28 protein-coding genes are annotated in these 23,630 nt (G+C 63.9%); 12 read left to right on the top strand and 16 right to left on the bottom strand.

Annotation, left to right across the window (positions count from 1 at the left end; all coding sequences use genetic code 11):
• Window positions 1–150 precede the first annotated feature (150 nt).
• Both ACX9OT_RS04335 and ACX9OT_RS04330 read right to left on the bottom strand, forming a co-directional pair.
• Window positions 151–627: a nuclear transport factor 2 family protein gene (locus tag ACX9OT_RS04335; RefSeq protein WP_459001152.1), complete on the bottom strand. Its 477-nt coding sequence runs from the start codon at window positions 625–627 to the stop codon at window positions 151–153.
• Between the two features lie 61 nt (window positions 628–688).
• On the bottom strand, window positions 689–1,258 hold the full coding sequence (locus tag ACX9OT_RS04330; protein WP_071228241.1) for a TetR/AcrR family transcriptional regulator: 570 nt from the start codon (window positions 1,256–1,258) through the stop codon (window positions 689–691).
• A 169-nt stretch (window positions 1,259–1,427) separates the two neighbouring features.
• On the opposite strand from ACX9OT_RS04330, the gene ACX9OT_RS04325 reads away from it, so the two are divergent.
• Both ACX9OT_RS04325 and ACX9OT_RS04320 read left to right on the top strand, forming a co-directional pair.
• Window positions 1,428–2,381: an alpha/beta fold hydrolase gene (locus ACX9OT_RS04325; protein ID WP_459001150.1), complete on the top strand. Its 954-nt coding sequence runs from the start codon at window positions 1,428–1,430 to the stop codon at window positions 2,379–2,381.
• Between the two features lie 829 nt (window positions 2,382–3,210).
• On the top strand, window positions 3,211–4,719 hold the full coding sequence (locus ACX9OT_RS04320) for a S1 family peptidase (RefSeq protein ID WP_459001148.1): 1,509 nt from the start codon (window positions 3,211–3,213) through the stop codon (window positions 4,717–4,719).
• 72 nt (window positions 4,720–4,791) lie between these two features.
• On the opposite strand, the gene ACX9OT_RS04315 is transcribed toward ACX9OT_RS04320, so the two are convergent.
• Window positions 4,792–7,440, bottom strand: coding sequence for an excinuclease ABC subunit UvrA (locus tag ACX9OT_RS04315; RefSeq protein WP_459001146.1), 2,649 nt, complete (start codon window positions 7,438–7,440; stop codon window positions 4,792–4,794).
• Window positions 7,441–7,620: 180 nt separating this feature from the next.
• On the opposite strand from ACX9OT_RS04315, the gene ACX9OT_RS04310 reads away from it, so the two are divergent.
• The 4 genes from ACX9OT_RS04310 (at window position 7,621) to ACX9OT_RS04295 (ending at window position 9,509) form a co-directional block, all read left to right on the top strand.
• Complete coding sequence (locus tag ACX9OT_RS04310) at window positions 7,621–7,899, top strand: hypothetical protein (RefSeq protein ID WP_459001144.1); 279 nt, start codon at window positions 7,621–7,623, stop codon at window positions 7,897–7,899.
• A 125-nt stretch (window positions 7,900–8,024) separates the two neighbouring features.
• On the top strand, window positions 8,025–8,279 hold the full coding sequence (locus ACX9OT_RS04305; protein ID WP_049463392.1) for a hypothetical protein: 255 nt from the start codon (window positions 8,025–8,027) through the stop codon (window positions 8,277–8,279).
• Window positions 8,276–8,698, top strand: a complete 423-nt coding sequence (locus ACX9OT_RS04300; protein WP_459001142.1) for a low affinity iron permease family protein — start codon at window positions 8,276–8,278, stop codon at window positions 8,696–8,698. The genes ACX9OT_RS04305 and ACX9OT_RS04300 overlap by 4 nt, the downstream gene beginning before the upstream one ends.
• A gap of 313 nt (window positions 8,699–9,011) precedes the next feature.
• Complete coding sequence (locus tag ACX9OT_RS04295) at window positions 9,012–9,509, top strand: YciE/YciF ferroxidase family protein (protein WP_049463394.1); 498 nt, start codon at window positions 9,012–9,014, stop codon at window positions 9,507–9,509.
• A 39-nt stretch (window positions 9,510–9,548) separates the two neighbouring features.
• On the opposite strand, the gene ACX9OT_RS04290 is transcribed toward ACX9OT_RS04295, so the two are convergent.
• The 4 genes from ACX9OT_RS04290 to ACX9OT_RS04275 all read right to left on the bottom strand — a co-directional run bounded on the left by ACX9OT_RS04290 (window position 9,549) and on the right by ACX9OT_RS04275 (window position 12,077).
• Window positions 9,549–10,283, bottom strand: a complete 735-nt coding sequence (locus tag ACX9OT_RS04290) for a DNA-formamidopyrimidine glycosylase family protein (protein WP_459001140.1) — start codon at window positions 10,281–10,283, stop codon at window positions 9,549–9,551.
• A complete protein-coding gene (locus ACX9OT_RS04285; RefSeq protein ID WP_459001138.1) occupies window positions 10,276–11,037 on the bottom strand; it encodes a DUF72 domain-containing protein in 762 nt (253 codons plus the stop codon). The genes ACX9OT_RS04290 and ACX9OT_RS04285 overlap by 8 nt, the downstream gene beginning before the upstream one ends.
• Complete coding sequence (locus ACX9OT_RS04280) at window positions 11,034–11,501, bottom strand: BLUF domain-containing protein (protein WP_071228249.1); 468 nt, start codon at window positions 11,499–11,501, stop codon at window positions 11,034–11,036. The genes ACX9OT_RS04285 and ACX9OT_RS04280 overlap by 4 nt, the downstream gene beginning before the upstream one ends.
• Window positions 11,502–11,738: 237 nt before the next feature.
• Window positions 11,739–12,077, bottom strand: coding sequence for a hypothetical protein (locus tag ACX9OT_RS04275; RefSeq protein WP_053091051.1), 339 nt, complete (start codon window positions 12,075–12,077; stop codon window positions 11,739–11,741).
• 204 nt (window positions 12,078–12,281) lie between these two features.
• Between ACX9OT_RS04275 and ACX9OT_RS04270 the strand changes: the two genes are divergently transcribed.
• Window positions 12,282–12,674: a response regulator gene (locus ACX9OT_RS04270; protein WP_459001218.1), complete on the top strand. Its 393-nt coding sequence runs from the start codon at window positions 12,282–12,284 to the stop codon at window positions 12,672–12,674.
• Between the two features lie 112 nt (window positions 12,675–12,786).
• Here ACX9OT_RS04270 and ACX9OT_RS04265 read toward each other — a convergent pair whose 3' ends face one another.
• The 7 genes from ACX9OT_RS04265 to ACX9OT_RS04235 form a co-directional block, all read right to left on the bottom strand.
• A complete protein-coding gene (locus tag ACX9OT_RS04265) occupies window positions 12,787–13,215 on the bottom strand; it encodes a BLUF domain-containing protein (RefSeq protein WP_049463400.1) in 429 nt (142 codons plus the stop codon).
• A 156-nt stretch (window positions 13,216–13,371) separates the two neighbouring features.
• The gene (locus ACX9OT_RS04260) at window positions 13,372–14,064 is read right to left on the bottom strand and encodes a glycosyltransferase family 2 protein (RefSeq protein WP_049463401.1); all 693 of its coding nucleotides are present in this window, start codon (window positions 14,062–14,064) and stop codon (window positions 13,372–13,374) included.
• Window positions 14,061–14,648 (bottom strand): class I SAM-dependent DNA methyltransferase, encoded by a 588-nt coding sequence (locus tag ACX9OT_RS04255; protein ID WP_459001135.1) that lies wholly within the window; start codon window positions 14,646–14,648, stop codon window positions 14,061–14,063. The genes ACX9OT_RS04260 and ACX9OT_RS04255 overlap by 4 nt, the downstream gene beginning before the upstream one ends.
• Window positions 14,645–15,403, bottom strand: a complete 759-nt coding sequence (locus ACX9OT_RS04250) for a PIG-L deacetylase family protein (RefSeq protein WP_459001133.1) — start codon at window positions 15,401–15,403, stop codon at window positions 14,645–14,647. Before ACX9OT_RS04250 ends, ACX9OT_RS04255 begins: the two co-directional genes overlap by 4 nt.
• Window positions 15,391–16,332, bottom strand: coding sequence for an acyl-CoA dehydrogenase (locus ACX9OT_RS04245; protein ID WP_459001131.1), 942 nt, complete (start codon window positions 16,330–16,332; stop codon window positions 15,391–15,393). The genes ACX9OT_RS04250 and ACX9OT_RS04245 overlap by 13 nt, the downstream gene beginning before the upstream one ends.
• 102 nt (window positions 16,333–16,434) lie before the next feature.
• Window positions 16,435–16,941, bottom strand: a complete 507-nt coding sequence (locus tag ACX9OT_RS04240) for a hypothetical protein (RefSeq protein ID WP_459001129.1) — start codon at window positions 16,939–16,941, stop codon at window positions 16,435–16,437.
• 10 nt (window positions 16,942–16,951) lie between these two features.
• The gene (locus tag ACX9OT_RS04235) at window positions 16,952–18,115 is read right to left on the bottom strand and encodes a zinc-dependent alcohol dehydrogenase (RefSeq protein ID WP_459001127.1); all 1,164 of its coding nucleotides are present in this window, start codon (window positions 18,113–18,115) and stop codon (window positions 16,952–16,954) included.
• Between the two features lie 148 nt (window positions 18,116–18,263).
• Here ACX9OT_RS04235 and ACX9OT_RS04230 point away from each other — a divergent pair, with 148 nt between their 5' ends.
• The 3 genes from ACX9OT_RS04230 to ACX9OT_RS04220 all read left to right on the top strand — a co-directional run bounded on the left by ACX9OT_RS04230 (window position 18,264) and on the right by ACX9OT_RS04220 (window position 19,745).
• The gene (locus ACX9OT_RS04230; protein WP_080355380.1) at window positions 18,264–18,452 is read left to right on the top strand and encodes a hypothetical protein; all 189 of its coding nucleotides are present in this window, start codon (window positions 18,264–18,266) and stop codon (window positions 18,450–18,452) included.
• A gap of 99 nt (window positions 18,453–18,551) precedes the next feature.
• Window positions 18,552–19,190 (top strand): DUF6766 family protein, encoded by a 639-nt coding sequence (locus tag ACX9OT_RS04225; protein ID WP_071228258.1) that lies wholly within the window; start codon window positions 18,552–18,554, stop codon window positions 19,188–19,190.
• Window positions 19,191–19,193: 3 nt separating this feature from the next.
• The gene (locus ACX9OT_RS04220; RefSeq protein ID WP_459001124.1) at window positions 19,194–19,745 is read left to right on the top strand and encodes a cysteine hydrolase family protein; all 552 of its coding nucleotides are present in this window, start codon (window positions 19,194–19,196) and stop codon (window positions 19,743–19,745) included.
• 24 nt (window positions 19,746–19,769) lie between these two features.
• Here the strand turns inward: ACX9OT_RS04220 and ACX9OT_RS04215 are convergent, their stop codons facing one another.
• The gene (locus ACX9OT_RS04215) at window positions 19,770–20,003 is read right to left on the bottom strand and encodes a hypothetical protein (RefSeq protein ID WP_459001123.1); all 234 of its coding nucleotides are present in this window, start codon (window positions 20,001–20,003) and stop codon (window positions 19,770–19,772) included.
• Between the two features lie 319 nt (window positions 20,004–20,322).
• Complete coding sequence (locus ACX9OT_RS04210; RefSeq protein WP_049422289.1) at window positions 20,323–21,210, bottom strand: LysR family transcriptional regulator; 888 nt, start codon at window positions 21,208–21,210, stop codon at window positions 20,323–20,325.
• A 168-nt stretch (window positions 21,211–21,378) separates the two neighbouring features.
• Here ACX9OT_RS04210 and ACX9OT_RS04205 point away from each other — a divergent pair, with 168 nt between their 5' ends.
• Both ACX9OT_RS04205 and ACX9OT_RS04200 read left to right on the top strand, forming a co-directional pair.
• Window positions 21,379–22,608, top strand: a complete 1,230-nt coding sequence (locus tag ACX9OT_RS04205; protein WP_459001121.1) for an MFS transporter — start codon at window positions 21,379–21,381, stop codon at window positions 22,606–22,608.
• 11 nt (window positions 22,609–22,619) lie between these two features.
• Window positions 22,620–23,606 (top strand): aldo/keto reductase, encoded by a 987-nt coding sequence (locus ACX9OT_RS04200; RefSeq protein ID WP_459001119.1) that lies wholly within the window; start codon window positions 22,620–22,622, stop codon window positions 23,604–23,606.
• The last annotated feature ends 24 nt before the right edge of the window (window positions 23,607–23,630 follow it).

The following is a 23,630-nucleotide window of genomic DNA, read 5'->3' as shown; positions in this document are numbered from 1 at the left end:
GCTGCAGGGTTCATGGGAAGGCGGGCCACTGCGCAAGCGGTGGGCCCGGAACACGGCATGTGCCGTGTGCGATCAGCCTAGGCAGCACACCGTTGCTGCGGTAGGCCCGTGGAGGGGGACGTGATGTTGCATTCCAGGAAGCAATGCGAATCACATACCCAGATCAGACAGCCCCGGATGATCATCGGGGCGGCGCCCCAGCGGCCAGTGGAACCTGCGGTCGCTTTCCTTGATCGGCATGTCGTTGATGCTCGAGAACCGGCGCTGCATCAATCCATCGGCGCCGAATTCCCAGTTCTCGTTTCCATAGGAACGGAACCAGTTGCCGGAGTCGTCATGCCACTCATAGGCGTAGCGCACGGCAATACGGTTGTCGGTGAATGCCCACAGTTCCTTGATCAAACGGTAGTCCAGTTCCTTCTTCCATTTGCGGGCCAGGAACTGCCGCGCTTCCTCGCGACCGTGGGTGAACTCGGCACGGTTGCGCCACTCGGTGTCCAGCGCATAGGCCAGCGAAACCTTGTCGGCATCGCGGGAGTTCCAGCCATCTTCGGCAAGGCGAACTTTCTCGATGGCCGATTCACGGGTGAACGGGGGGAGTGGCGGACGGGGTGCTTCAGTGGACACGGTGGGGCCTCCAATCAAATGGATGAACGGGGTGCTTCGACGGATTTTGATGGCTCAGGCGTCAGCGCCTGGCCTGCTCCAACAGCACTTCTGCAACATCCCTTGCAGTGTCTGCGGCGTTGTAGTCGCCCATCACGCGCGAGACGGTGATGGCGCCTTCCATGAGAACCAGCAGCTGCCGCGCCAGTGCGTCCGGCTGCTGGATATCCAGTTGCGTGGTGAGTTCCAGCGTGTAATCCAGCAGCTTCTGCTTGTGATGTTTGGCGATGTGGCGAATCGGATCATCGGGGTCGCCGACCTCGCCTGCGGTGTTGATGAAGGCGCAGCCGCGATAGCCCTCGGACTGGAACCAGCCCTTGAGCACGGTGAACATGCCGAGGATGCACGCTTCCGGGGTGTCGGCCTTGTTGCACTCCTGCTGGAACCAGGTGAGCCAGCGCACGTCGCGCGCGTTCAATGCCGCAGCGGCCACCTGGTCCTTGTTTTCAAAGTGCCGGTAGATGCTCTTCCGGGCAACGCCGGAGGTCTTCACCAGCAGGTCCATGCCGGTGGCGTGGATCCCGTTCTGGTAGATCAGCGCCTCGGCCGTGGCCAGGATCTTCTGCTGGGTATCGGAGGTAGTTGTGTTCACGACGCCAAGGTAGAACGATCGTTCTACTCTGTCAACGGGTGGCGCGGCGACCTCTCGCGCGGGCAAGCTCGCGCAGGACGATCTATCAAGAAATTCGTACATGTCATCATCCAGGCGCCTGATTTCGGTCGCAAAGTACGTCTCACCACCCACCCATGAGACGCCTCGCATGAACACCTTTGCCCGTTCCCTGGCCGTTGCCGCCCTCGCCCTCTCGGTCCAGGCCGGCCTGTCCGCGCAGGCCGCCGAACCGGCCAAGCCGGCGGCAGTCACCAGCATCGCGCGCACCGCCAGCTACATCACCACCGCCGATGGCGTGCAGCTCTACTACAAGGACTGGGGCCCGAAGGACGGCCCGGTCGTGACCTTCAGCCACGGCTGGCCGTTGAACGCGGACAGCTGGGAATCGCAGATGATCTTCCTGGCCAACCACGGCTACCGCGTCATCGCGCATGACCGTCGTGGCCACGGCCGTTCCAGCCAGCCCTGGGAGGGCAACGACATGGATCACTACGCCGATGACCTGGCCACGGTGATCAACACGCTGGACCTGCACGATGTCACCCTGGTGGGCTTCTCCACCGGCGGCGGCGAAGTGGCGCGCTACATCGGCCGTCATGGCACCGGCCGGGTGAAGAAGGCGGTGCTGATCAGCTCGGTGCCGCCGCTCATGCTGAAGACCGCCGACAACCCCAATGGCCTGCCGATCGAAGTGTTCGATGGCATCCGCAAGGCGCAGATGGACAACCGCGCACAGCTGTACAAGGACATCCCGTCCGGGCCGTTCTACGGCTTCAACCGCCCCGGCGCGAAGGTGTCGCAGGGGCTGATCGATGCATGGTGGGCACAGGGCATGCAGGGTGGCCACAAGAACACCTACGATTCGATTGCCGCGTTCTCGGCCACCGACTTTCGCGCCGACCTGAAGAAGTTCGACGTTCCGACGCTGGTCATCCACGGTGACGACGATCAGATCGTGCCGATCGACATCTCCGGCCGCCAGTCGGCGAAGCTGATCAAGGGCGCCAGGCTGATTGTTTACCCGGGCGCGCCGCATGGCCTGACCGACACCCACAAGGACAAGGTCAACCAGGATCTGCTGAACTTCCTGCAGGAGAAGTGAGTAACCGGGGCTCCGGCATCGCGCCGGAGCCCGTCTCACATCAGAGTGTTTCTGCCCCGCCGCGTGTCCGTTCCCGGTCAGAGTCGCCCCCGTGCGGATTCGGGCGGTGCAGAATTTCATCCGGGCCCGGCTGCAAGGGCGTGGAAATGGCCATGCCAGAACCTCGGTACCTGGCAATAATCCTCTACCCCTCGTTCGCAAAAATAGCTCGGCTTTACAGGGAGCGAGCGGGTAATCTGAAAACACGCGTTCGTGAAGGTGGTCACGGTTAAGTCCAGGGAAAGTCAATACCTTCAATCTCGCTGTAACGTAATTGTTGAAGATGCGAGTGGATTCCGGGCGGGCCAACAATCAGCTGTGACATGGAGGTGGGGATGTGCACGGTATCCTGCAGGTCTTCAGCAAAGCTTGCGGCTCTCCTTTATTTGATGATTGCCTCCTGCATCGCCGCGATCATGCCGGTTGGCGCCAAAGAGGGCCGATCACTTGTGCTTGTCAGACTCTCACCTGAGCAGGGGGCGGTCCTGGCAACCGGGCTACTCAGGGGGGTGTTGAGGCCAATCAATGGCTGTGTCTACTTCGTGGATCCAGGTGGCACGGCATATCTTGCAGCATGGCCTCACGATTACTCGCTGGCCATGAAGGGGGGCGTTCCCGTAGGCGTGCAGGATGAACGATCGGGGGAAATAATGGAATTCGGAATCGCCGCATCATTCGGAGGGGGGCATGGAGGTGAATCGCTCCGTTCGAGTCTTGCTGCGTCCATTCCGGATGCCTGTACTGGCCCACTCATGACGATTCACTTGATGCGTCAGGCAAAGGAGCAGCCATGATTAGTCTGCGCACGAAGCTATCCATGCGCGCCCTGGCATTGTCCGCCCTCGGTGCGTTCGCATTCTCCCTGAACGGCCAGCCGATAACTGGCAACCCCACGGCACACACCTACTCGCGAACGTTCAATGTATCTGAGGCCGAAGCAAAATACAGGTCGATGAAATCGATCTCTGCGGCAGGTCTGGAAGCCAGGATTCAGGCATCTGAGCCGGATACGTTTGGTGGCTTGTACGTTGAGCATGAGCCAGAATTCAAGATCGTCGTGCTGTTCACGAAGAGGCCGAAAGAGACCTTGGCAAAGTACACGCAGGATCCTGTATTTACCGGCCGCACTTCCGCTCAATCGCTCGAGATGCTCTTGGCGACCCAGGCGGAGGCAGAGGCCCAGCTTCTCGCAAAGAAGGTTGGGTTCGAGTCGGGCGTTGATATCAAGCGGTCCATTGTGACCTTTTACGTGAAGGACGAAGCGGCCGCTAGACGCGCACTCCGGCCATTGCTGGGCGCTGTCGATTTCATGGCGATCAAGCAAGTGAAAGGCTTTACTGTCACTACCGCAATCTCCGGCGGCCATAAGTTGACCGGTACTGCCTTCAGTTGCACTACTGGCTTCAACGTCTTCGACGCAGATCGTGAGCTTGGCGTCCTCACGGCCGGTCACTGTGACAATACGCTGACCTATCAGGGCATTGCCGCGCCTCTCGTTTTCCAGAGCGAGCAGAACGTAGGCGACTACGATGTCCAGTGGCATAAAGAGCCGCCCAGGGGCCCGCGCCACGCGCAGACAAATGAAATCTCCCTGATCAATGGTCCGTCGCAGACGCTCGAAATAACCAGCACGCTCCCCTCCAGTTCGACGCATGTGGGGGATGTGATCTGCAAGAGTGGAATTCACGGCCATTACGCATGCGGGACCATTGAGGATATGAATTCAAGGTCCAATCATAATGGGGCCATAGGCAGGTACATTCGTGCACGCAACCTTTCTCCAGGTCCTCTCAGCGTCGAAGGTGACAGCGGTGGGCCGGTCTTTTCGAACAATGCGGCCGTCGGCGTCATTCACGGCCGGGGCGGTGAAGACACGGGATTTGAGAACGACCTGTTCTACATGCCCATCGAGCGGGTTTCAGCACTTGGCGTTACCGTATTGACGGAGGCCTTTGAAGTTACCGGCATCGCAGATCGCACTGAGAATTATTTCAGGCCATTTTCCGTTCCGGTTGCGTACAAGGGAGTTCCGAAGTTCCCTATAGAGTTGACGCTGGAGCGCCCGGTGTGCCCGAGCGGGCCCTGCGAACCCGCCACGGAAACGTTGCCGGACAAGATGCCGTCCCCGCTCAACTACACATGGGCCTGCTTCTACCCCATCGTGCTCTACCCGCCTCCCGTCATTCCCCCTCCCCCGTTGACCTGGAGGGAGCGGATTACCTTGAAGGATGCGTCTGGAATCACCGCCGAGCCCGTTGAGTACAACCTGCACTGCAGTGGATGCCCTGATTGTCCATAGCCCGCATCTGTTGATGAGTGCAGTGCTGGAACCACGTGCGTGGATTCTTCGTCAGCCGAGCATGGCTCGGCTCTACATAAGCGCCAGCTCCCTGGCAAGGAACGGCGCCGTCCTGCTGCCTTTGGCGCGAGCCACCTGTTGCGGCGTTCCTTTCGCGACGATGGTGCCCCCTGCCCCGCCAGCTCCGGGGCCTACGTCAATCACCCAGTCCGCCTGTGCAACCGCGCGCATGTCATGCTCGATCATCACCACCGTATTGCCCGCGTCCACCAGCCGCTGCAGCTGCAGCAGCAGCCTGTCTGCGTCCGACGCATGCAGGCCGGTAGTGGGTTCGTCCAATACGTACAGCGTGCGCCCGCGCTGGCTGCGCTGCAGCTCGGTGGCCAGCTTGATGCGTTGCGCCTCACCGCCGGAAAGCTCCGTGGCTGGCTGGCCCAGCCGCAGGTAGCCCAGGCCGATCTCCTGCAGCAACTGCAGCGGCCGGGCAATGGCCTCTTCCTCGCTGAAGAACGCATGCGCCTGGTCGACTGTCATCTGCAGGACCTCGGCGATGTTGCGGTCATTCCACTGCACCTTCAGCGTGGCTTCGTTGTAACGGGCGCCGTGGCAGGTGGGGCACGGCGCATAGACGCTGGGCATGAACAGCAGCTCGACGCTGACGAAACCCTCGCCCTCGCAGGTCTCGCACCGGCCCTTGGCCACGTTGAACGAGAAGCGGCCGGCATCGAAACGGCGGCGGCGCGCGGCCGGCGTTGCGGCGAACAGCTTGCGCACGTGATCGAACAGCCCGGTATAGGTGGCCAGGTTGGAGCGCGGCGTGCGGCCGATGGGCTTCTGGTCGACCTGCACCACCCGCTGGATCGCGTCCATATCGCCTGCCAATGTGCCCCGCGTCGTTTCGATCACGGTCGGTCCGTCGGTGGGCGCGCTATCGGCGCGGTCGTCGGCAGGCTCATGCCCGAGGTGCAGCAGCAACAGCTCGGGCAGCGCCTGCGCCATCAGGCTGGATTTGCCTGAGCCGGAAATGCCGGTCACCGCCGTCAGTAGCCCCAGCGGCACCTGTGCGTCCACGCCCTGCAGGTTGTGGCGGTGGATGCCCTTCAGTTCCAGCCAGCTGTTTGCGCTGCGCTGGCGGCTGGCGGGTGCCGGCACCTGGTCGAACAGATACTGCGCCGTGCGCGACTCCTGGATCTGGCGCAGGCCGTCCGGCTCGCCGCTGTAGAGGACCTGGCCACCGTGCTCGCCTGCTTCCGGTCCAACATCGACCAGCCACTGTGCGCGGCGCATCAACTCCAGGTCATGTTCAACCACAAATACCGAGTTTCCGCTGTCGCGCAGCCGCTCAAGCGCGTCGTACAGCGCCTGGCTGTCGGCAGGATGCAGGCCGGCCGAGGGTTCATCGAGCACATACAGCACGCCAAACAGCAACGAGCTGAGCTGGGTGGCCAGCCGCAGGCGCTGCAGTTCGCCGGCCGACAGGGTTGGCGTGGCGCGGTCCAGCGAGAGGTACCCCAGGCCCAGGTCACGCAATTGCCGTACACGGGCCATGACCCCGCCTGCCAGTCGTTGTGCTGCCAAGCGCTTCTCTTCGGACAGGGCGGAGGTCAGCCGCACGTCGGGGGCACCCTCGTGAGTCGCCTGGCCACTCGCGGCCCTCCGGGCGCGATCGCGGGGTGTCGCGCTCCTGTTGGTGCGAGCGCCCGTGCTGTGCGCGCCGAAATCACCTTGTGCGATGGGCTCCAGCAGCGCCGCCAGCTGGTCCAGCGGCAGCCGCATGAACTCACCGATATCCACCCCGGCAAAGGTGACCGAGAGCGCCTCCGGCTTCAGGCGCTTTCCGTGGCACGCCGGGCACAACCGGCCTTCCATGTAGCGCGACACGCGCTTGCGCATAAGCGCGCTCTGGGTATTGGCAAAGGTGTGCAGCACGTAGCGGCGCGCGCCGGTATAGGTGCCCATGTAGCTGGGCTCCTGCTTGCGCTTGAGCGCGGCACGCGTCTCTGCGGGCGTGAACCCGGCATAGACCGGCACGCTGGGCGCGTCTTCGGTGAACAGGATCCAGTCCCGGTCCTTCTTCGGCAGCGTCTTCCACGGTACGTCGATGTCGTAGCCGAGCGTGACCAGGATGTCGCGCAGGTTCTGGCCATGCCATGCCGGCGGCCAGGAGGCGATGGCGCGATCGCGGATGCTCAGCGAGGGGTCCGGAACCATCAGCGCTTCGGTCACTTCGTAGACATGCCCCAGGCCATGGCAGGTACTGCAGGCGCCCTGCGGCGTATTAGGTGAGAAGTCCTCGGCATACAGCATGGGCTGGTTGGCCGGGTACGCCCCCGCACGCGAGTACATCATGCGCACCAGGCTGGACAGCGTGGTCACGCTGCCCACCGATGAACGCGCATTGCTGGCGCCGCGCTGCTGCTGCAGGGCCACTGCCGGCGGCAGGCCATCAATGGCGTCCACATCGGGCACGCCCGCCTGGTCGATCAGGCGCCTTGCATAGGGCGCGACGGATTCGAAGTAGCGCCGCTGCGCCTCGGCGAAGACAGTACCGAAGGCCAGCGATGACTTGCCGGAACCTGATACGCCGGAGAACACCACCAGTGCATTACGCGGAATGGAAACGTCGACATTCTTGAGGTTGTGCTCACGGGCACCACGCACCTCGACGCAACCGCTGGCGGCGGCAGCGCATGACGATTCACCAAAGGGGGTGTTGGACATTTCAGCGTTCCTGCATTCGGTGGGCGGGCCACACAATGGGCGCGCCCGGTAGGCCATTCTCGCTGCTGCGGAGTGAATGGTGTGAGGGCGCAGGAGGCGGAATGCCGCCTTCACCTCCCCTTGCTACGCCGTTGCGCGGCCAAGGGCTAGCGTGAGTCATCTGCACGATAGGAGGCGATCATGCATCCCGATGTACTTGGCTGGATCGCCACGGCGGTCCTGATGGCGACGTTGATCCGGCAGATGGTGAAGCAGTGGCAGTCGCCAAACCCCGAGGCGGTATCGAAGTGGCTGTTCGTGGGCCAGATGACCGCGTCCGCGCTGTTTACCGTGTACAGCGCGATGCTGGGCAGCACCATCTTCGTGGTGACCAATGCGATGTTGCTGTTGACGGCCGTGGTGGGCCAGGTGATGGCCTGGCGCCGTCGCGGCCGACCCCGAACACCCCCGCCCTGCTGATTGTTAACGCGCTTTGCCTGAAGGCTTGACGCCACGTTGCTCCGCCCTTGATGGGGCCGCTCACGATGCAGTTCCTATGCTGGGCGCGCCACCTGAGCCGTGGCACCCAACCTGGAGACCGCACCATGCAACGTGATCAGAAAGACCTTCCCCACCCGGACCCGGAAGCGCAGAATCCCGATCCTGTCAGTCCACTGCAGGCGAAGCTGCACAACCGCCGCAACCATGACGAAGCGCTGCAGGAAACCTTCCCCGCCAGTGACCCGATCTCTCCCTTTGTTGCTGCACCAACCCCGGAAGAGCAGGCCAAGCGCCTTGGGGAGCGGGTCACGCTGCCAGACCGCCGCACGGATAAGGAGGCCGCGGGAGGTGACGCGTGATCCGGCGCGGTTTTGCCCGTGTGGCGGCCGCAACGGCACGATTGTCCGGCAGCCTGGGCGCATTCGTCGCCGCGCTGGGGGTGATCATCACCTGGGCCGCCAGCGGGCCGGCCTTCCACTTCAATGATACGTGGCAGCTGGTGGTGAACACGGGGGCGACCATCGTGACCTTCCTGATGGTGTTCCTGATCCAGCATACGCAGAACGCCCATACGGCCGCGCTGCACATCAAGCTGGATGAACTGATCCGGGTCAGCAAGGATGCCAACCAGGAGCTGTTGAACCTGGAATCGATGGAGCCCGCTCACCTTGAAGAGATACGCCAGCATTACGAGGCGCTGGCGAAGACCGCTGCAGACATCAAGTTCAAGAAAGAGCGTTGCATGCCTTGCGATGCGGACCCGGCCGCCGAGGCCTGAAGGGGGCCGCGACGGCGGCAAACCCGCGTGGGGATGTCCTGGTGCAAGGCGCTGCCCGGCAGGGCCTTGCAGCGCTGTTCCGACGGAGGCCATCGACCGGGGACGCAAGCAGTCCCAAGCTGCGATGCCATCGTGAAGCCATGCCGAAGGCCTGCCGGCAGGAAAATGCAGCCACACACGGTGACGGGCGCCGCTTCGTGAAGACGGCGCGCAGGCTTTCTGCTGACGTTCCCATGCAGCCTTCACCTGGCCCCTGCTTTGGCGCAACCGGGCGACGCCTACGCTGAGCGCTCCACTCAACGCGGAGCCCACTATGGCTATCAAGACGGCGGAAGACCTGTTCATCCACGAACTCTCGGACATTTACAGCGCAGAGAAGCAGCTGACCAAGGCCCTCCCGCGCCTGGCCCGTGCGGCCGAGAATCCGGATCTGGCGGCGGCGTTCGAAACGCATCTGGAAGAAACCCAGGGCCAGATCGAGCGCATCGACCAGGTGGTGGAGGTGCTTGGCATCCGCCTGAAGCGCATCAAGTGCGCGGCGATGGAGGGTCTTGTAGAGGAAGGCAAGGAGGTGATTGACAGCATCGACATGGGCCCTGTGCGTGATGCCGCGCTGATTGGTGGCGCGCAGAAGGTCGAGCATTACGAAATTGCGTCCTACGGCACCATCGCCGCGCTGGCCAAACAGCTGGGCTACAAGGATGCCCTCCCCTTGCTGCTGGAGACGCTGGAGGAAGAGAAGGCGACCGATGAAAAGCTCACCCTGCTGGCCAAGGGCGGCGGCAACGCCAAGGCCGCGCAGGCTGCCTGAGCCGCGGGGAATGCAGCCCGGCCGCCATGGAAGGCGGCCTCAGGGTTCGTACAGCACCTGGTCGTTCGGGCAGAAGAAGGTGCGCCGCCGGGTGGTACCCATGTACAGCTTGCTGATCGGGCCACCGCAGACCGGGCAGATCCTGCGCGTATGTACCTGCCAGTGCTTCTTCAACGCGAAGCGGCGCTTCCACTCCAGGAAATCGAAGCTGTAGGTGCGTGCCTGCGTGATCAAGGCGGTGAGCTCGCGCGGCGGGAGGTTACCCAAGCGAGTGGCCGGGTGCACGCCTATGCGGAACAGCACCTCGTTCTTGATGATGTTGCCGACGCCGGCGAAGACAGTCTGGTCCAGAAGCGCGTCACAGACCAGGACGTCCGGCATTGCCTTCAGCTTGCGCCGAGCCAGCTTCGGATCCCAGGCATCGTTCAACACATCCGCGCGCCAATCATAGACGTCGTCCAATGGCTCGCCAATGAGCTTTACGGAACAGGCATAGAAGTTCAGCTCGCCATTGTCGAACCCCAGGGACACCCGCGCAGGGGTTGGCTTCCGTTCGTCGATGCGCCAGCTGCCGAACATCATCAGATGGATGCGCAGGGTCTGGTGGCTGAACTCCAACAGGAAATGCTTGCCCCAGCTTCGAACGGCTTTCACCCTGCGTCCTTGAAGTGGCGACAGATCGATCCGGCTGTTCCCTGAAACCGCGCGGACGACGTGCCCTTTGAAATGCCTCGCAGCCTCGCACAGCAGGACAATGGATGGGCCCTCAGGCATGCTCGTCCTCCTGCAGCAAGGCCTGCAGGCGCAGGGCGTTGCTTGTGGCGTGGCCCAGCGCGGTATTGTCCAGTACGAACCAGACTGATCGTTGCGTGTCGGCTTCGCGCCGCAGCCGTTGCGCCAACTCCGCCAGGGTCTGTTCACAGTACGCACTGCGATAGATCTGTGGCTGGCCGTGCCAGCGCCAATAGCTCCAGGAGCGGTCCCCGCCAGGAATCGCGGCTGAGGGCGCCCGTGCCGGGTCCGCTGCAACCCGTGCAACACCATGGTCGCTCAGCAGGGCGTCCGCTTCCGTAGTGAACCAACTGGGATGGCGCGGCTCACAGGCCACATCGACCTGGACGCGTTCGCGCAGACCCTGCAGAAAGCTCTCCGCCGTCGCCGGTTCGTATGCCAGGCTGGGTGGCAACTGGAGCAACAGCGGACCCAACCTGTCACCCAGTGCCAGCACCCCATCAAGGAACCGCTGCAGCGGCGGCATTGCATCGCGAAGCCGGTGTTCATGGCTGATCGAGCGCGGCATCTTCACTGCGAAGCGGAAATCGTCCGGCACGCTCGCAGCCCACCGCGCATAGGTACTGGGCAAGTGCGGACGATAGAACGAGGAGTTGATCTCGACCATGGGCAGGCGGGTGGCATAGCGTTGAAGAACGCTATTGCCCTGCCCAAAGGCTTCCTGCGCCGACCGGGACAGGGACCAGCCGGCACAACCGATGCGTACCGGACCAGACGGCGACGGAGTTGTATTCATCGCGCCACCCAGCCGTCAGGTTCGATAGCGCGGCTGGCAACGCCTTCCAGATTTGATTGCGTCACCCACAACAGGCGATCGAGCGCGCTGGTGCCTGAAGCCAGCGCCGATGCGCTGCGCACGAAGCCTGTCCAGTCGGAGATGGCGATCTTTCCCAGCGCCAGTTCATCCACCCGCACGCAGCACATCCGCCAATGGGGGAACTGCCGCCGCCCCACCCTCCCCCGGTTGAGCTCAACCACGCCGCTGTGGCTGCCGGCTGCCAGGATCCGCTTGTACGCGCCGTTGACCCCAGCCTCGGGGCCTTCGAGGTACTGCAGGAAGCGGCTGCCATCAAATAACAGCGTACCGGTGACATCGGCGGATTCATTGAACAGCACCGCGTCCATCACAAGCTGCTGCAGTCGTTCCGCAGTCAGGCTGTCGGACGCTTCACTTACATAGGCAATTGCGCGAAGAGGCATGACACCACCGGCTGTTGCAGACAGCCCTACCTTAGCGACGCGCATCGTACGCGCGGTGACACCGGTGTGGAGGTTGCGTCGAGCTGTGGCGTGGCCGCTGCGCATCGCGTCTACAAGCAACGTGCGCTTCAGATGTGCGCACGCGTGCCAGCACATGGCGGGCTTCAGCCGCGAGGGCGGCCGGCATGGGCTGACAGTGGCAATCAAGGCGGAATGCCGTATCGGCCCAGGTCGCACTCAGGCGGTCATCGAGCTGGAGAGTGCTGCGCCCGGGAAACCCTTGGGCCTGGCCGGGTCGCGGCCCGGTTCCGCCGAAATCAGCGCCTGCATCACGTGATGCTGGACGCGATTCCCACTCTCCTCCATGCCCACGAAATACACAAAACGGCCATCGAACTTGGCCTGCGCCCCCTCCAGGGCGGTGTTGGCCTGAACGGCTCGCTTCAGCGACTTCATCCACACCCGTTCGGGTGTGCGGTCAAGCTCTACAACAACGGCGGTGCCACCGCAGTCCAGGGACATGCTCTCGACACGCAGCACGCGTGGCGAAGCGGGATCGGTTCCAGGTCGATGCATGGCAGAAGCTCCAGTGTCGAAGATGGCGGCAATAATCCATGGCCGCTGCCAAAATGCCGTCAAGGAACGCCGCGCTCTTTCCACGCCACCTCGACAGCATTGGCGACACCTTCCCAGCTTCGCACCGGGCTGACATTCCACACGCGCAGCGTTGATGCAGCACAGCACACACTGCAGTTCCCGAGGCAATACAGGCATGCGCGCATGCAACCCGATATGAGCTGGCGCAGGTGCCACCTGCTGCTGGTGGAAGATCAGTTCGATCTGGCCGCACTGATGGAGCAGGCGCTCGAAGACGGAGGGGGCCAGGTAACCCATGCGTATAGCGTGTTTGATGCGATGGGGCTGTTGGAGAAGCAGACGTTCGATGGCGCCGTGCTGGATGTGGAGCTTCGTGACGGCGTGGTCTTTCCGGTTGCCGATCGCTTGGCCGAGCTTGGCATCCCGTTCCTGTTTGTGTCTGCGGTCTACGACCAACTGGTGCCGCAGCGCCACCGAAGCGCGGCCTTCGTGGCCAAACCGTTCCACATCGCCCAGTTGCAGCAGGCCGTCCAACGCGTGATGGGCGATGCCTGCACGCCCTTGACCACGCACTGATCCTGCTGCGCAGTCAACTCAGTGGTGTGTCAGCAAGGGAAAACCCATTTCACTTGTCCTGCGCCGCCCTGCGAAATTCGGGAGGGTCGGCCTACAGCAACGCATCGACCAGTCAGGCCGCTTTAGCATAGGGTTCGACGATCGAGAGGAGCTTTTCCATCGCGGTAGCTCCCGCCTGGTTCGTCGCCGCCCGCTGGATGAAACTGGTCCAGTCAGCAAGGGCGATCATCCGCAGCTCATCCGCACTGACTGGCAGGCAGCGCATTGGCCAGAACGGCAACCGCCGTTGCCCGACACGCCCGCGAGCAAGCTCCATCAGGTCGGTGTGACTGCCGGCGCCACTGACGCGGGAGAAGGCCACATCCAGCCCGTCGGCGGGGCCCTCCATGTATTGCAGGAAGTGCCGGCCGTCGAATAGAAGCACGCCGGTCACACCCGCTGATCGGTTGAAGCGGGCCGCATCTTCCATCAGTGCTTCCAAGCGCGCGGACGTGAATCCAGCGACGGCTTCGCTGACATACACAATGGCTCTGTTCGGCATGGTGGCGCTCCTGCTCTCCCGGTCGCTCAATCTAAGGCTGGTGTCGTTGAGAGACCGTAAACGCCAAACGTGAATTGGTCACATATCGCCCGGCGAACCGGTGTTTTTACAGCATTTCCGTTGCATCCCGCCATGGCACGCCGAAGCGGCTGATTTTCAAGCCAACAGGATCGGCTGGCCCGCCGCCGGTGCGGCGCCCAACCCGCCCATCTCCGCCAGATAGGCTGAAAACCCGCCTGTCGCGCGCCCTGCCAGGCGGGCACTGGTCATGACGAGCGGCGCCCCCGCCCACCGCACATCAGCGCCGAGACGCTGCAATGTCCTCACCAGCTGGACGTCCTCCCCGCAGTGCAGTGGCGAAAAGCCGCCTGCCGCACGATAGGCCTGGGCGGAAACACCCAGGTTCGCACCGTGGATACGCCCATGATCGTCCCCCCATTGCTGCCGCCTCCGGAACGCCTTGCGCAGGCGCTCCTCGGCGCTGCAGTTCGTTGCGATGTCCACCAGCCCGCAGAAGACGTCCCGGCGTCCCTCAAGCTGTGCGACCAGCCACTCAGGAGGTACCTCGCTGTCCGCGTCCGTGCTCGCCAGCCATCTTGCACCCCGGCCCAGCAGCTCGGCGGCGGCGGCGGCTCGGGCGATGCCGACGCAGCGTGCATCCAACCGCAGCGTATCAACCCGTTGCTGGGCGCAGATGGATTCCGTGGCGTCCGAACAATCGTCCAGCGCAACAATCACCTCCACCGCTTCGCCACCCAGCCCGGGATTCAGGGCCGCCCTCCTGATCGACTGCAGGCACCGCTCCATGCTGGCAGCCTCGTTGTGGGCCGGAACCAGCACGCCTATCACCGCAGGCCCTCCAGACGGGCCAACGACAGCGCGCTGCGCGTCCACCCCTGCAGTACGAAGTCCGCGTCGCGATAGTGGAAGGCCTCCTGCAGGCCTTCACCCAGGCATCGATGCACGACCTCGGTGCGGCTCGCGCGCCCCGGGAACGAGGGCAGCCAATGGCAGGCCACCAGCAGTCCATCATCACGAAGCGCTTCCCCGATACCGGTGCGCAGCTCGCGCAGCGCGCCGGCTCCCAGGTAGTAGCCCATTTCGCCGCAGACGATCAGATCGAAGCGGCCCGGCGGCCATTGCTCGGGATGGCTGGCGCAGTGGACCTGCACGTGCGGCAGGTGGGCCAGGTTGCGGCGCGCCTGGAACGCAGCACGCGGACTGATGTCGGTTGCCAGAAGGCGCTCGCAGCGGGCGGCCAGGGCCTCGGTCAGCACGCCATTGGAACAACCCAGCTCCCACCCGCGAATGAAATGGCGCTGGCTCAGGCTTGCCAGCAGCAGTGCACGCTTGCGTTCTTCATACCATCGGCTTCGGTAGCCGAACGGGTCCTCCTGCTCATGCAGGTCATCGAAGTACGGTTGCGCGCTCATGCCAGGAATACCTCGTAGTTTCGGAAGAATCGGGTCAGTACATGCGCGGGCAGCACCGGAGGGCTGTTCAAGCCCGGCACGTCGCCCGTCTGCGTCCGGAAATGCGCGATCGCGTTTCGTTTCGCGGCCGCTACTGCTGAAATGTCGACCAGTCTGGGCACCTCCCACGCCATATGTGCACAGGCCGGATCCAGCCAGTGCCATCCCCAGACCGGGTACTCCAGACGGCGGCACCCCACCGCCCGGGCGGCGCGGCAGGCAGCACGCCCTGCCGCTTCATGGTCGGGGTGGCCATCAAACCGCCATGGCGCCAGGACCAGATCGCGGGGCTGCAGTTGCTGTTGCAGCCAGCCTTCCAGGCCCTGTTCGTGCGTGCTGACCGCGCCGTCGGCGATACCCAGGTGAAATATGGAACCGGCCGGGATGCCGAGTTCGCCAAGGGCCGCGGCAAGCTCCGCCCGCCGTGCCGACCGCAAGCGCCCTGGCGTCCACCACGGCTCGCCCGGATAGCATGCTTCGCCGTCGGTCACGGCAACGACGCTCACCTCCATGCCCTGCCCCACTGCGTGATGGAGCAGTCCGCCACAGCCGAGGATCTCGTCGTCCGGGTGCGGCGCGACCACCACCAGGCGGTCATGCCCGGTGCACAGCGCGCTTGCCGGCGTAATCGGCTGCTGCCAGAGCCAATTGCAGCGCAGCCACGCCTGTTCCTGCGTTCCTTCGCCTTGCAGCGGTGCTTTGGCTACAGCGCCCATGTCGCCTCCTGGGCCGCCCGCTGCCCACCCAGCCATTCCCAATCGCGGTCGGCGTGGTTCTGGCGAAGGAACACGGTCAGGTCAGCGCAGCGGTGGGCATGGGCATCTTCCAGGCACATGGGCGCCGGGCCCAGGGCCCGACCCGCCAGATCCAGCACGCGCGTAGCCGCACGCTCGACCACGCAACGTATCCGCACCACGTCCTCGCGATGCGCCGATTCGGGCTCGGCATCGATGCGTGCCGCCAGTTCGCGAAGCAGCGCCGCTGCCGGCGCCAGCGCGAGGTCCACTTCACCCAGTAGACGTGCACGATTTCCCTCGGTGCAGGCTGATCGCATGCGTTCGGCCAACGCGACCGCTGCGCCAAACCATACCGCCGCCATACCCGCGCCTCCATGCCAGAAGCCCGGTCGTTGCAGATAGTCATCGCGAGCCCCCAATATCACCATTGGCGCGGCATCAAAGCGCACGGTGGTGGACGGAATCCCGGCCATGCCTACGGCGGGCCATGGTTCACCGGACAGCGTCCTCCAGTGCTCCGCTGCGACCTGGCATAGCCATACCCCCTGAGCACTGCGAACCGTGACCAATGCGGCATCCACCCAGGCGCTGCCCGAACACCAGGGCTTGTCCCCGCGCAGCCTGCCCTCGGCGTCGATGCGGAGTGTGCTCGCCGGGCCCTCTGCCGCCCACACCCCCAGCAATCTGCCTTCAGCAGCCGACGGTGCCTTCAACTCGGCCATGATCGCCTGTGCGTCGTAGTGCGCCTCCAGCACCTTGGCCAGGCAAAGATCTTCGCCCCCCAACGCCGCGAGCGCCCTCCAACGATCCAGTGTCTGCCCGCATCCCGGTAATGGCAGTTCAGGCTGCTGGACGAGTAGCTGGCGGGCGCGGTTGATCAATGATGATGGCGGCGTCACATCCTGCATGAGGGCTTCTGCAATGAAGATATGTCATGAACGTAGGCGGCAGGCGGTCACATCACTGTCTTGGAGGTGTGGCGGGCACATGAATGCCCTGCGCAGTGATCCTCACGCACCTGTCCCACGCCGTTGCTGCCTCACGCGCAGGCACTGCTGCAATTCCCACAGCCATGGCAGCACCACCAGCACCAGCGCAGGCAGCAGAACGAGCCACCAAACCTCCAGCGCTGCAGGTTCTACGCTCAGCGACCACTCCGGCTCCGCGTGCCAGCCCACCCAGCCCAGCAGGGCCCACGGCGCGGCATCGAGCACGCTATGCACATGCTGCTCTGCAGGGCTGATGCGCCGGCGGCCGTCCGCGCTGACGGTGTCGAAATAGCCGGTGATCGCGTGTGCGATCACCAGAAGCGCCAGGAGCGCGACGAGTGACCGGGTATTCTCCAGCAGGAGCCATGCCAGCACGCCACTACCAATCAGCAGTAGCTGCAGCCCGTGCAATGCGCTTTCCCGCAACGCAGAGGTGTGCGGCAGGTCGGTACGCCGGTGGAAATGGAAGTCGAGCCAACCGGCGGCCAACCAGAGCGCATAGACGCATGCCATGACGATCGCGCTCATGGCGGCATGCTCAGGGTGTCAATACGATCTTGCGGCAGTCGTCGTCCTTGGCGTCAAACATCGCGTAGCCCTGCGCCGCATCGGCCAGTCGCATCCTGTGCGAGATGATGTCGCCCGGGTCCAGCTTTCCTTCCATGATTGCGTCGAGCAGTTCCGGCATCAGTCCCTGCACATGGGTCTGCCCCATCTTGAACGTCAGCCCCTTGTCGAACGCGTCACCCAGCAGGAAGCCATGGATGAAGCCGGCGTAGACGCCTGGGATGCTGACCACCCCGCCGCGGCGTGCAGCTGCAATACATTGCCGGATCGCCACGCCGCTGCTGCCTTCCAGCTTTACAGCGGTCAACGCTGACTCCAGCGCACTGCCCTCGGCCTCGAAGCCCACCGCCTCGATGCAGGCGTCCACACCCCGTCCACTGGTCTGGGCGAGGATGAAATCGGCCGGGACTTCGATCTCGTTGAAATCAATGGGGGTCACCCCGTAGGCGCGGCGCGCATAGTCAAGGCGGTACCGAAGATGATCGATCATGAAGATGGTCTCGGCCCCCAGCAGGCGGCAGCAGGCCGCGCTCATCAGCCCGACCGGGCCCGCACCGAAGATGGCCACCGTTGAGCCCGGCTTCACCCCTGCGTTCAGCGCGGCCTGGTAGCCGGTGGGCAGGATGTCAGACAGGAACAGGACCTGCTCGTCGGCCACGCCTTCCGGAATACGTAGCGGGCCCACATTCGCCTTGGGCACGCGCACGAACTCCGCTTGGCCACCGGCAACCCCACCGTACAGATGGCTGTATCCGAACAGCGCGGCCGGCGGCAGAAGGCCCTTCTGATTCAGCGCGGCACCCTTGCCGGTATTGGTGGTTTCGCAGGCGGCATACTCGGCCAGCCGACAGTGGAAGCACTCACCACAGGCGATCACGAAGGGAATCACCACCCGATCCCCCGGCTTCACCTGGGTCACCCCGCTGCCGACCTCTTCCACGATGCCCATGAATTCGTGGCCCAGCACATCGCCGTCGTGCAGATCGGGAATCTTGCCCCGGTACAGATGCAGGTCCGAGCCGCAGATGGCGGTGGCGGTAACACGCAGGATCAGATCGTCATCAGCCGCCAGTGCCGGGTCCGGCACGGTCTCGACGCGTACATCCTTGCGGCCGTGGTAGGTCAATGCCTGCATCGCGGTTCTCCAGCAAGAGGGGGTTCCAGCATCGCAACACCCCCCTCCCCCTGCGGTGACATCCCGGTGTGCATGGTGTTCATTTCGCGACGTCACCGCGTTAACCGGATTGATTGCACGCTTCAACCTCCTGCTGCAGGAGCAACCCATGACCGACAAGCTCCCCTTCAATCCGACCACGGACGTGGATGATCAGTCGAAGGCACATACGCCGGACAAGCGGCGCAATGATCGAGCCAGATGGAAGGAGCACGACATGCCCGACGATGGCGATGGGCCCAAGGCTGTACCCGAGGACTACGAGCGTCCTGATCCCGATCCAACAGGGAAACGTTGAGACCGCCTCACATACTGGATGCGCCGGATTCACAGCTCATGGCCCGCTGGCGGCGCAAGCTTCATCATGGCCATTGAAACAGCCTGAACGAGGTGTTGCATGTGGAAGCGCAACGGTCTCTCGCTGGTGCTGCTTGTGCTCACCGTTGTATTCATTGGTGGGCAGGCAATTGCGGGACATCACGTGCACAACCAGGAGCTGCTGCAGCACGGACGCACGCCGATCGATCTCTGGCACTACCTGGCAACCGGGCATTTCGTCAGCGCCACATTCGAGAACTGGGAGAGCGAATTCCTGCAGATGGGGATGTATGTCCTTCTGACAGTGAGCCTTCGCCAGCGCGGTTCGGCCGAATCGCGGCCCTTGGACCCTGCGCAGGAACAGAATCGCGTCGAGCCGGGGCCCACGCCCTGGCCCGTGAGGCGTGGTGGCGCATGGAAAATCATCTATGGCCATTCGCTTGCCATCGCCTTCGGCCTGTTGTTCCTGGCCAGCTTTACGCTGCACGCATTGGGAAGCTGGCGAGCCGAGCAGGCCGAGCAGCGGCTGCAGGGCTTGCCAGTGCCGGGCTTTCTCGAGCACCTGGCCAGCAGCACGTTCTGGTTCGAATCGATGCAGAACTGGCAAAGTGAGTTTCTGGCCGTGCTGTCTCTGGTTGTGCTGACCATCTTCCTGCGCCAGAAGGATTCGCCACAGTCCAAGCCGGTCGAAGCGCCCCATGCCCAGACAGGAGATTGAGGCATGGCACGTGCCCCTTCTACCGCCCTGCTGATCATCGACATGTTCAGTCGTTTCGACTTCCCAGGTGCAGATGCGCTGGCGCCAGCGGCAGAGAAGGCGGCCCGGCAGATCCACCGCCTGAGAGACCACTTCGATGACCAAGGGTGGCCAGTCATCTATGCCAATGACAACTTCTCAGATTGGAAGCGGGACTTCCGCCAGCAAGTGGAGCAGTGCCAGCGGGACGGGGGGACGGCTGCCCGAATTGCCACAACCCTCTCCCCCCTGCCCGGCCACTATTTCGTGCTCAAGCCCAAGCACTCGGCGTTCCTCGCCAGTCCCTTGCCGATTCTGCTGGCCAAGCTGGGAGTACGCCGTCTTTGCCTCACTGGCATGACGGCCGACTCGTGTGTCCTGGCCACGGCGCTGGACGCCAACGCCAGGGAGTTCGAGGTCGTGGTGGCATTGGAAGCTGTGGCGGCGATGCCCTCGCAGAAACGGCGTGCACTGGCAGTGCTGGCAGACTCGGGCGCAGCCCGGGTCGTCCGACTTTCGTCGCTGGTCTCTGCGTAATCGGCAGGATCAAATCGAGGCAGTTCAGGCCCGGTCCGCTACACCCTGTACACCGGCATGACCGGCGCAATGTGCACAGCAGAAGATCTGGCCCTTTCCTTCAACGCCATGCCCGATAACCGCGCAGTTGCAATGTGCGCAGCGCGGCGCGAATGCATGGATCGCGCATTCGAACGAATCGAAGGTTCCGCTGCGTCCGCCCTGCTGCAGGGTGAAACTCATGTCGTAGTTGTTGCCGCAGACATCACAGGTGGCCATGTGGCACCCCTTTGTGTGTAAGGAAGGGGGAGTGTGGTGAGTGCGGTTGTCGGTGGCCGTGAACGCAGTGTGTCCAGAAGGTCCAGAATACGCATCGCAAGGTACTCTAGAACGTGCCCCGCCCAGTTGACGGGTGGGCTGTCCAGGCGTGCGTTCCGCCTGGTCAAACTCTTGCCGTGTTCTGCATCGGTTGGGATGCGGCACGTTTCCGGATCGGTAGCGAAGAACCCGCACGCGAGGGCCGGCTGCAGGGCGGCGATCCTGTTCCAGTGAGCCCATCGCGGCTGTGATGCCGGACGGTCATCGAGGCAACATCGACCTAGACCCGCAATGCCTCCAGCACCAGGCTGAACGCCGGGGAAGGCTGCCGCCTGCTCGGGTAATACAGATGATAGCCGGGGAACAGCGGGCACCAGTCCTCCAGTACCCGCACCAGGCGGCCGCTTTCCAGATGGGGGGCCAGCTCATCAACGGGCAGATGCACCAGGCCCAGGCCGTCAAGCGCGGCATCGATCATGTGCGGTGACGTGCTGAACACCAGCGGGCCATCCACGCGCACATTGATCTCGCGACCCTTCTTCTCGTACTCCCACACATACAGTCCACCGCTGGTGGGAAGACGGATGTTGATGCACCGGTGACCAGTCAGATCGCCCGGCACCTTCGGCATTCCGTACGCAGCGAAGTAGCCCGGCGTCCCTGCGGTGGCCATGCGCAGGCGTGGGCCGATGGGCAGGGCGACCATGTCCTTGTCGATGGATTCGCCAAGGCGAACACCGGCGTCGAAGCGGTCGGCAACGATGTCACGCAGTGCATAGCTGACGTCGAACTCGATGCGGATGTCCGGATAGCGGTGCAGCAGCGGCATCAGCTTGGGCAGCAGCACCGTGCGCAGTACGTGGTCGCCGCTGGTGATCCTGACCTGCCCGGCTGGCGTGTCCCTCAATGCAGTAAGGGCTTCGAGCTCCATTTCGATGTCGTCGAAGTGGTTGCCGATCGACTGCAGCAGGCGCTCGCCTGCCGTGGTCGGCGAAACGCTGCGCGTCGTGCGGGTCAGCAGCCGGATGCCGAGACTCTCTTCCAGGGTCTTGATGGCCTGGCTCAGTGCGGACTGGGTAACTCCCAGCACGCCCGCCGCGCGGGTAAAGCTGCCCTCCCGCGCTACGGTCACGAAAGCCAGCAGGTCATTGAAGTTGCGTCGTGCCATGCGTGCAGTGTGTCACAGGAATTAATTAGCGCAACTAATTGACCCATTCGCAATTGATTATCTAATCAAGTACCTCTGCGTGGTCCAGACTGGCCCCCTTCCCCACCAGGGGAGCTCCGGCCGCCGTAGCTTTCCGCCGTCATCGCCCTTCTGGGCCTGGAAACCTTCATGAGTTCACTCAATCTCCCCCCGACCGGGGCGAGCACGGCCGCGCCTGTCCGCTCGGCATCTCCCAGGGAATGGGGTGCCGTGCTGGCCCTGTCACTCGGCGCCTTCGCGCTGGTCGCTTCCGAATTCATGCCGGTCAGCCTGCTGACGCCCATCGCCACCGACCTGCACGTCAGTGAAGGCCAGGCCGGACAGGCCATCGCGGTGTCCGGCGGGTTCGCCCTGGTCACCAGCCTGTTGGTCTCGCCACTGGCCGGACAGCTGGACCGCAAATGGCTGCTGCTGGGCCTCACTACCGCGATGATCCTCTCGGGCACGCTGGCGGCACTGGCGCCCAGCTTCCCGGTGTTCATGCTGGGCCGTGCGCTGATCGGCGTGGCCATCGGTGGCTTCTGGGCCATGTCGGCCGCCACCGCCATGCGCCTGGTTCCTTCGCACCAGGTGCCCCGCGCACTGGCCATCGTCAACGGCGGCAACGCGCTTGCCACCGTCATTGCGGCGCCGATGGGCAGTTACTTCGGCGCCATCATCGGTTGGCGCGGTGCGTTCTTCTCGCTGGTGCCGGTGGCTGTGGTGGCTCTGCTGTGGAAGATCGCCGCGCTGCCATCGATGAAGGCGACCGCCGGTCGCGCTTCCTGGAATGTGTTCGCGCTGTTGAAGCGCCCGCCGGTGGCGTGGGGCATGGCGGGCGTGAGCCTGTTCTTCATGGGCCAGTTCTCGCTGTTCACCTACCTGCGCCCGTTCGTGGAAGGCACGCTGCACGTATCACCTTCGACGTTGTCGCTGTTGCTGCTGTTGATGGGTGCTGCGGGCCTGGCCGGCACGTTGTTGATCGAGCCCTTCGTGCACAAGGCACTCTTCCGCACACTGGTGCTGCTGCCCGCACTGATGGCCGTGGTGGCGGCGTGCATGATCCTGCTCGGCAACACGCTGCCGAGGGTGGCGGTGTTGTTCGCCCTGTGGGGCCTGCTTGGCACGTCGGCGCCCGTGGCCTGGTGGTCGTGGCTGGCCCGCACCCTGCCCGATGACGGCGAGGCCGGTGGCGGCCTGATGGTAGCCGTGGTGCAGATGGCCATCGCCATCGGTGCGACCGTGGGCGGCCTGCTGCTGGACCACCAGGGCTACCGCGCCACGTTCTGGTTCAGCGCTGTCCTGCTGTTGGGCTCGGTGGTCACGTCCTGCATCGCTGCGCGCTCGGCGCAGCACCATCGCCTGCCTGTCCATACCTGAAGGAGTCCCCCATGCACTACACCTGTCTGGGCCGATCAGGCCTGAAGATCAGCCGGCTGGGTCTTGGCACCATGAATTTCGGCGAGCTTGCCGACGAGCCAACCAGTTTCGCCATCATGGATGCCGCCGTGGACGCCGGCATCAACTTCTTCGACAGCGCCGACGTCTACGGCGGACCGCAGTCGCCGGACATGGCGCAGGGCTTCGGCGTGTCTGAAGAGATCATCGGGCGCTGGCTCAAGCGCAGTGGCAAGCGTGATGGTCTGGTACTGGCGACCAAGGTGTACCAGCCGATGGGGCTGGGCCCGAATGATCGCCGGTTGTCGGCGTACCACATCCGCCGCGCCTGCGAGGCCAGCCTGCGCCGACTGCAGACCGACCACATCGATCTGTACCAGATGCACCATGTGGACCGGGCCACTCCATGGGAAGAAATCTGGCAGGCCATGGAACAGCTGATCCGCGAAGGCAAGATCACCTACGTGGGCAGCAGCAACTTTGCCGGCTGGGACATCGCCACCGCACAGGGCGTGGCCACCGCGCGGCACACCTTCGGCCTGGTGGCCGAGCAGAGCCTGTACAACCTGACCCAGCGCACGGTGGAGCTGGAAGTGATCCCGGCCCTGCGCTACCACGGGCTCGGCCTGATCCCCTGGAGCCCGATCGGCATGGGCCTGCTGGGCGGCGTGCTGAAGAATGTCGCCAATGGCCGACGCGCTACCCCGCACCTCCTGCAGCGTATCGAACAGCTGCGCCCGCAGCTGGAAGCGTATGAAGCGTTCTGCGATCAACTGGGCGAAGCGCCGGCCGATGTTGCGCTGGCGTGGCTGCTGCACAACCCGGTGGTGACCACCGCGCTGAGCGGGCCGCGCACGGTGGACCAGCTTTTGCAGAACCTGAAGGCCCCTGCCCTGAAGCTCTCAGGTGAGTCATTGGCTCGGCTGGATGCGATCTGGCCTGGCCCCGGTGGCGAGGCGCCCAATGCCTACGCCTGGTAATCCCCCAACTCCTGGAGTACTCCC

The organism is Stenotrophomonas genospecies 3 (assembly GCF_054473855.1).
The sequence above is the reverse complement of the archived record's forward strand: the minus strand, read 5'-3'. Positions and strand labels throughout refer to the sequence as shown.